Raw genomic sequence first — 7868 nt, forward strand, 5'->3', positions numbered from 1 at the left:
CGAACTGATTGAAGTTTCAATTTATATAACCATTAACGTAAGAAACCTCGCGTTATTTGCGAAAGGAGTTAGAGCTAGTGGAATTACATAGATATACTTGGGTTGAAATAGATTTGGAGGCAATTGCATATAATATAAAACAAATAAAACAAAAGCTCCCGATAACAAGTAAAGTAATTGCTGTTGTAAAAGCGGATGGCTACGGTCATGGGAGTATTCCTGTAGCAAAAAAAGCCCTGACAGCTGGAGCGGAAGCGTTAGCTGTGGCATTGCTTGAGGAGGCAATTGAATTACGAAAGGCTCAAATAACAGCGCCGATCTTGGTATTGGGCTGGGTTCCTCCTGAATCAGCTGTTGTAGCAGCCGAACTTGATATTACATTAACCTTTTTTCAACAGGATTGGCTAGATCAAGTAAATAGTTATACACTTGCTAAACCATTAAAGCTTCATTTAAAAGTCGATTCTGGTATGGGGAGGATCGGCATAAGGTCAGAGAAAGAGCTATATTCTATTCTATATGCATTAAATAAAAATAAAAGCATATATTTAACAGGAGTATACACCCATTTTGCAACAGCAGATGAACCAGAGTCAGCTTACTTTTTACAGCAAAAGGAGCGATTTGAAATACTGTTATCGAAACTGAAGCAGCATTGGGCTGGGGAGCTTGATATTCATATAGGCAATAGTGCGAGTGCTATTCGTTTACCAGAAGATATGTACGATTATATTCGATTTGGTATTGCCATGTATGGATTATATCCTTCTAAAGCAGTAAAAGATAAGGGGGAGATAGACTTAAAGCAGGCTTTTTCGTTACACAGCAATCTAGTGCATGTCAAACAAATTGAATCTGGAGATACTGTAAGTTACGGCTGTACGTATACGGCAAATGAAAAAGAATGGATTGGTACAATACCTATTGGATATGGTGATGGGTGGCTGCGAAAAATGCAGGGTTTTTCAGTATTAATCAATGGAAAACGATTACCAATAGTCGGCAGAATTTGCATGGATCAAACCATGGTTCGACTGGACCGCGCTTACCCTGTCGGAACAAAGGTCACATTTATTGGCAGGCAAGACGACACGTTTATTGCAATGGATGAAATCTCCGAGCATGCAGAGACAATTAATTACGAGATTCCTTGTGTAATTAATAAGCGGATTCCACGAATATATAAAGGCCTTTAAGGAAAAGCTCATCATAATTAACTTAATTACATGATATACCACATTTAGAGAAAGAATAAACGACAAAACAAGATATTTTTTGAAAAAAATTAGGGAACCCTTTGCAAATGGGCGAATTCAATGATATCATTAAAAATGACTTTTACAAAGTTCGTTCAACAGTTGGCGGAGGTGTGATGGTTTTGTCAGAGAGCTTACAAGAAGTATTAGTTAAGATACCGAAAAACCTGTTAAATGAGGTGGATGGTCTAATGAAATATGAGAATAGTGATTTAAGTGATTTCATTTGTCAGGCAACTAGAAGCTATCTTCAACACAAAAGAGATGAGCATATCCAACAATTTCGTGAAACGATGCAACGAGGCTATGAAGAAATGGGCCGCATTAATTTAACAATTGCTTCAGAAGCTTTTCAAGCTGAAGAGGAGGCAAAAAATACCTTGGAACGCTCTGTGATCGGGGTGTAACCATTTGATCGTACAAAGAGGCGAAGTATATTTCGCTGACCTTTCCCCTGTTGTTGGATCAGAGCAGGGAGGCGTGCGCCCGGTATTGATCCTGCAAAATGATATCGGGAATCGTTTCAGTCCTACCGTTATTGTCGCAGCAATTACAGCACAAATTCAGAAAGCGAAGCTCCCAACGCATGTGGAGATTAACGCAAAACGTTATGGATTTGATCGGGATTCCGTTATTTTGCTAGAACAAATTAGAACGCTTGATAAACAACGATTAACAGATAAAATAACAAAGTTAGATAAAGAAATGATGAATAAGATTAACCAAGCATTAGAAATCAGTCTAGGGCTGAAAGATATGTATGGTCAATAAAAACACCCTTGTTTATAGAAGAACAAGGGTGTTTTTGCATGCAGAAATACGACATTATTCTTCATACATAATTTTGATCTGTGTTACAATTAACTTTGACAAGACAGGGTTATAAACAAAAAAATAAGTAGCAATGTCAGATGAAAAATTGTTTTATTGCGGGTTAATAGTCAATAAACGTAACTGACATAATTGTATTTAGTTAGCTATAATAAAAGTTTCGTATATTGCTTAGTAACAGTCACTTTGAAGAGAACTTTCACTTTACACCTATAACAATCATTAACAATCATTTAACCATAAATGGGGGTAATCCAATGGACGAGAAATTTAAGAAGATTGCGATTGAAAACAGTGACTCAATTGTACAAATGTGGATGGAAGAAATCAATTCATTGAAAGATGGGAATTATACTTCAAGTATTTCCGATGAATTATTTGAAAGCACCAATAGAGAGTTTGTTAATGTTATCTTTACAAGTATAAAAAATGCAGGGCCACCGAAGGCAGTTGAGAGCTTTTCCGAAAAGATTATTAATCTTGGTTGGCCATTAAGCTATATCACTGATGGTCTACAAGTATTTCGCCGAGTCACTGTAGATTATATTTTAAGTCAATCTGAACAAGTAGACTCTGCTTTTATCTCTAATGTTCTTAAAAGCGTAGATGCATGGGTGGAGCCGTTAATTAGACAATTGGTAAATGAGTATTCTGGTAGCTGGGAGAATATTGTTTCTTTACAGCGAGTCGCTCTTCAGGAACTATCAGCTCCATTAATTCCTGTTATGGATAGTATTACAATTATGCCATTAATTGGAACGATCGATACAGAGCGAGCAAAGTTAATCATGGAGAATTTGTTAGACGGCGTGATTAAGCATAACTCGGAAGTGGTGCTAATTGATATTACTGGTGTTCCTGTTGTAGATACGATGGTTGCGCATCATATTATTCAAGCTGCGGAAGCCGTTCGTTTAATCGGGTCAACATGTATTCTTGTTGGGATTCGCCCAGAAATTGCCCAAACAATTGTAAATCTTGGTATTGATTTAGGGAAGTTTCCGACAAAGAGCTCGCTGAAAAAAGGTTTTAGAAGCGCATTGGAAATAACAAACCGAAAGATAGTTGATTTAGAAACGAAAGAAGAAAGTATTGAAGAATTAATTCAGTCATTGAAAGGGGAGTGAAGGCATTGCGAATACCAATCTTAAAACTCCATAATTATTTATTGATCTCCATTCAGACAGAGATAGATGATCAAACAGCAATTCAATTTCAGGAGGATCTCTTAGATAAAATTCATAAAAGTGGTTCTTCTGGTGTAGTCATTGATTTAACATCCGTCGAAATCATTGATTCATTTATTGCTAAAGTTTTAGGTGATGTGGTTACAATGTCAGATCTTATGGGGGCGAAGGTAGTTTTAACAGGTATTCAGCCAGCAGTTGCAATGACATTAATTGATTTAGGGATTCATTTAAAAAATGTTCCAACTGCATTAAATTTAGAACAAGGCCTTATCAAACTCTACCAGGAATTGGGGGAATAGAGCCTATGAAACCTCAATCTTGCGTAAATATAAAGAAAGAGTGGGATATAGTAGGTGCCAGGCAATTAGGGAGAGATATTGCGAAGAAGGTTGGTTTCGGTATCGTTGATCAAGCTCGGATTGCTACAACAATATCTGAACTGGCTAGGAATATCTACTTATATGCGGAGCATGGACAGATATGTTTCGAAGTTATTGATAACCTTGAGCATAAAGGAATGTGTATGATAGCCATTGATGTCGGTCCAGGCATTGAAGATATTGGTCAGGTAATGGAGGATGGTTATTCTACTTCAGGTGGACTGGGGGCTGGATTACCGGGAGTAAAGCGATTAATGGACGAGTTTGATTTGCAATCAGAAGTCGGGAAAGGTACAAGAATAAAAGCAATAAAGTGGTTAAGATAGTTTTATCCCACATATAACTGGCAGTAAACCCCCATTTCATGCAATAAAGTGAAATTTATATGGAAAGTGGGAGATCGACTGCAGTAAATGTCCAATTGGTTCAAAGGCCTTGAGGTCATACCCTTAGTGTACTAACCATCCGTGGGGGATAAGACAAAACCTCCACTAATTGAAGTTTCACTTTAATGGAACCGAGGTGTGTACATGATTAAGAAGTGCACACCCTATCTTTATATATACTGTCAAATGCTCTTGCTTTTTGTTGGATGTTAGGGGGATACGTATGGATGATACCGTTAAAATAGACGTAGAAAATTATAAAGAATTGATGAAGCGTTACATTGAAACAAAGGATGAACAATCACTTTATGAAGTAGAGCAGGTCAGTAAATCCTTTATAAAAAATCATATCCTACCAGATGAGATCGTGAATATGCACATTCAGGCTTTAGCGGAGCTGTATCCTTCTCTAAGTGAAGATATACAGTCTTCCATGAATTTTTTATTAGAAGCTATGATTGCCTATGGTATCGCACATCAGGAATACCAAATGCTACGTGAAAAGCAGTCTGAATTGAAATCCGAAATATCCGTAGCCGCTAGTATGCAGGAAACACTACTTGGAACAATAAAACCAGAAATAGAAGGACTGGATATTGGTGTTATTAGTGTACCTGCGCACCAAATGAATGGTGATTATCATCACTTTGTAAAGGGAAGTGATGGTTCATTAGGTATTGCTATGGCAGATGTTATTGGTAAAGGAATTCCAGCAGCTTTGTGTATGTCTATGATTAAATATGCCATGGATAGTTATCCTGAGGAGGCAATGGAACCAAGGGCAATTTTAAAGAATCTAAATCGTGTAGTCGAAAGAAATGTTGACCCCAGTATGTTTATTACTATGTGTTATGCACAATATATACCTTCCGAACACACACTTCGTTACGCCTCAGCTGGTCATGAGCCTGGGTTTTATTATAACGCTGAGAAGGATATATTTGAAGAGATGGAAACAAAAGGTCTCGTGCTCGGTGTGACCCCTGATGCCGATTATGGTCAATATGAATTAAACATTCATAAAAATGACTTAGTTATCATGCTTACAGATGGAGTTACAGAGTGTAGAGATGGTGATCGTTTTATTGAAAGTGAAGAAGTATTGAGTGTCATCAGACAATATGCGCATCTACCCGCTCAAGAGATGGTAAATCAGGTTTTTAAATACTTCGAACGTCTACAGAATTTTGAACTGCGAGATGACTTTACGTTACTTATATTACGACGGGAAGTTTAATCGTGGTGTTATGTGGGTAAATGTTATGGAGAAGTCAAACTATAAGAAGCGATATTATACAATATGTCTTATCGTGAAGATATAGGAGGAAGCAATTATGAATTTAACCATTAATGTAGTGGAAGAGACGAAAAAGTCAATCGTCAATCTTTCGGGTGAAATAGATGCGTATACAGCACCACAATTAAAAGAGACGTTACTTCCGTTAACGCAACAACGTGGAAATATAGTCGAAGTTGATCTTGAAAATGTCACGTATATGGATAGCACTGGTTTAGGGATATTTATTAGTGCATTGAAGTCTACAAAAGAACATGAAAGTATGATGCGGCTAGTAAATATACAAGATCGTGTGCTTCGATTATTTAAAATAACAGGACTAGATGAAATTATGGATATAAATGCTGCGATTCGGGGTGGAAGCGAATAATGGAGAGATTTGATTTTATTGAATTGAAAGTTCCTGCGAAAGCAGAATATGTCGGTGTTGTTCGATTAAGTATCTCAGGCATAGCGAATAGAATGGGTTTTTCTTACGAGGATATTGAGGATTTGAAAGTCGCTATCTCTGAAGCAATTACAAATACTGTGACTCATGCTTATCATGAGCAGGATGATGGCGAAGTAACAATAGGTTTTGGAGTTTATGAGGACCGTTTAGAGGTAATGGTAGCAGACCATGGAGGAAGCTTTAACCTAAATGAAGTCAAAGATGGTATTGGACCATATAAAAATACGGAATCAATTGAAGATCTAAGAGAAGGGGGTTTTGGTCTGTTCTTAATTGATGCACTAATGGATAAAGTACAAATTAACAATAACTATGGTGTCATTGTATTGATGACTAAGTATATACACGAAACTGAGGTGGACTTTGATGACGACCAAATCTCAACCACACAATAGCGGAAGAGATGAGGTTTACCAGCTAATTGAAGCTATCCAACAAGAACCGACTGATGAAGCATTACAAGAGAAGCTAGTTCTTACTTATAAGGATCTAGTCGAGTCGATTGCACGCAAGTACTCAAGAAATAGTGCTATTCATGAAGATCTTGTTCAAGTTGGTATGATCGGGCTATTAGCTGCAGTTAGAAGGTATGATCCGTCATTTGGTAAATCCTTTGAATCTTTCGCAATACCTACTATAATCGGAGAAATTAAACGATTTATTCGCGATAAAACCTGGAGTGTCCATGTACCAAGACGAATAAAAGAACTAGGACCAAAAATAAAAAAAGCAGTAGATACACTAACGACAAACAATCAGAAATCCCCAACAGTGAGAGAAATAGCAGACTATCTAGAAGTATCGGAAGAGGATATTCTTGAGACAATGGAGATGGGAAAAAGCTATAAAGCATTATCTGTAGACAGAAAAATTGAAGCAGATTCCGATGGTAGTACGGTAGCAATTTTAGATTTGGTTGGCAATGAAGAGGCTGGATATAATACGATCGATCAACGAATGCTACTAGAAAAGATACTCCCTATTTTATCTGAGCGTGAACAGCAAATCTTGAAATATACCTATTTTGAAAACATGAGTCAAAAGGAAACTGGAGAGTTACTAGGGATTTCGCAAATGCATGTTTCTAGACTTCAGCGTCGATCCTTGCGTAAGCTAAGAGAGGCCATACAGTCAGAAAGTACGGAGGTTCTTGAATAATTATGAAACGTGTACAGGTATCTGTCTTTCAAAGAGCGAAGAAAGGTAATTATTATTGTGGGGACAGTTACTTTTACAAGGAAACAGATAAAGAATTTATTTGTGCTGTGGCAGATGGACTTGGTAGTGGTGAATTTGCAAAGGAATCGTCCCAAATTGTGATTAATATTATTCAAGATAATGCTCATACGTCAATAGAAGGTATTATAAAAAAATGTAACGAACAGTTATATGGCAAACGTGGTGTTGTAGTTGGTATTCTTAAGCTCGATTTTACTACAGGAATGTACTCTTTTTCTTCGATTGGAAACATTGGTATCCTTACCATCGTGAAAAATCAAAAGAAAAAGCGAAATATACCTAATGCTGGTTATTTGGCAGGCTATCACCGTCCCTTTAAAATCATTCAAGAAAAGCTAGAATCAAATATGATGTTTATCATGTTTTCTGATGGAGTTTCGGATAGAGATCTGTCGGAAAAATATTTTTTAAATGAAGATGTCAAGGCAATTACGCAGACGTTTGAATATGTAAGTGAATCTAATCGCCAGGATGATACTACCTTAATTGCTATGCATTATAAAAAGGACTGACAATCTTTGTCAGTTTTTTTGTTGTCTAGAAAAATTAAAATTAGCCCATGTGGATAAAAATGGGCGTGTTGAGCCGTGTCTCAAGCTCCAGCGCCCAGAAACGAGGCGAATTCACGAATCGCCCTAAGCTAAGTCATCATCGGCTCGCAAGCTCACCGTGCTTCCTTTATCTCCGTTGACTCGCTCCGTTTCTATTTGTCGCTTGCGCTTTTGTTCTAAGTTAAGAAAGTATAAAATCAGTGCAATGACTGCGTTAAGCCAAGTAGTTATTTTGAAATGTTTGATGTATATTGGCAATGCTCCGACTAATTACTTCGCTTTCCGTG

11 protein-coding genes are annotated in these 7868 nt (G+C 37.2%); all 11 read left to right on the forward strand.

Annotation, left to right across the window (positions count from 1 at the left end; translation table 11 throughout):
- Positions 1-77 precede the first annotated feature (77 nt).
- The 11 genes from alr to RVS70_RS13230 all read left to right on the forward strand — a co-directional run bounded on the left by alr (position 78) and on the right by RVS70_RS13230 (position 7542).
- A complete protein-coding gene (gene alr, locus RVS70_RS13180) occupies positions 78-1196 on the forward strand; it encodes an alanine racemase (protein WP_034678655.1) in 1119 nt (372 codons plus the stop codon).
- Between the two features lie 182 nt (positions 1197-1378).
- The gene (locus tag RVS70_RS13185) at positions 1379-1663 is read left to right on the forward strand and encodes a CopG family ribbon-helix-helix protein (RefSeq protein ID WP_026680358.1); all 285 of its coding nucleotides are present in this window, start codon (positions 1379-1381) and stop codon (positions 1661-1663) included.
- Between the two features lie 4 nt (positions 1664-1667).
- The gene (locus tag RVS70_RS13190; RefSeq protein ID WP_026680359.1) at positions 1668-2027 is read left to right on the forward strand and encodes a type II toxin-antitoxin system PemK/MazF family toxin; all 360 of its coding nucleotides are present in this window, start codon (positions 1668-1670) and stop codon (positions 2025-2027) included.
- Between the two features lie 317 nt (positions 2028-2344).
- Complete coding sequence (locus RVS70_RS13195; protein ID WP_026680360.1) at positions 2345-3214, forward strand: RsbT co-antagonist protein RsbRA; 870 nt, start codon at positions 2345-2347, stop codon at positions 3212-3214.
- A gap of 5 nt (positions 3215-3219) precedes the next feature.
- Positions 3220-3576, forward strand: coding sequence for an STAS domain-containing protein (locus RVS70_RS13200; RefSeq protein WP_026680361.1), 357 nt, complete (start codon positions 3220-3222; stop codon positions 3574-3576).
- Between the two features lie 5 nt (positions 3577-3581).
- Positions 3582-3983 carry an anti-sigma regulatory factor gene (locus RVS70_RS13205; RefSeq protein ID WP_026680362.1) on the forward strand — a complete coding sequence of 134 codons (402 nt, stop codon included), beginning with the start codon at positions 3582-3584 and terminating at the stop codon, positions 3981-3983.
- A 283-nt stretch (positions 3984-4266) separates the two neighbouring features.
- Positions 4267-5280, forward strand: a complete 1014-nt coding sequence (locus RVS70_RS13210; RefSeq protein WP_026680363.1) for a PP2C family protein-serine/threonine phosphatase — start codon at positions 4267-4269, stop codon at positions 5278-5280.
- Between the two features lie 97 nt (positions 5281-5377).
- Positions 5378-5710 carry an STAS domain-containing protein gene (locus tag RVS70_RS13215; RefSeq protein ID WP_166530329.1) on the forward strand — a complete coding sequence of 111 codons (333 nt, stop codon included), beginning with the start codon at positions 5378-5380 and terminating at the stop codon, positions 5708-5710.
- Positions 5710-6186, forward strand: coding sequence for an anti-sigma B factor RsbW (gene rsbW / locus RVS70_RS13220; protein WP_026680365.1), 477 nt, complete (start codon positions 5710-5712; stop codon positions 6184-6186). The genes RVS70_RS13215 and rsbW overlap by 1 nt, the downstream gene beginning before the upstream one ends.
- Positions 6158-6949, forward strand: a complete 792-nt coding sequence (sigB, locus tag RVS70_RS13225) for an RNA polymerase sigma factor SigB (RefSeq protein WP_166530330.1) — start codon at positions 6158-6160, stop codon at positions 6947-6949. Before rsbW ends, sigB begins: the two co-directional genes overlap by 29 nt.
- Before the next feature lie 2 nt (positions 6950-6951).
- Positions 6952-7542, forward strand: a complete 591-nt coding sequence (locus tag RVS70_RS13230) for a protein phosphatase 2C domain-containing protein (protein WP_026680367.1) — start codon at positions 6952-6954, stop codon at positions 7540-7542.
- Positions 7543-7868: the final 326 nt, after the last annotated feature.

It is taken from the genome of Virgibacillus sp. M23 (assembly GCF_034190895.1).
Taxonomy (GTDB): Bacteria; Bacillota; Bacilli; order Bacillales; family Amphibacillaceae; genus Virgibacillus; species Virgibacillus salarius.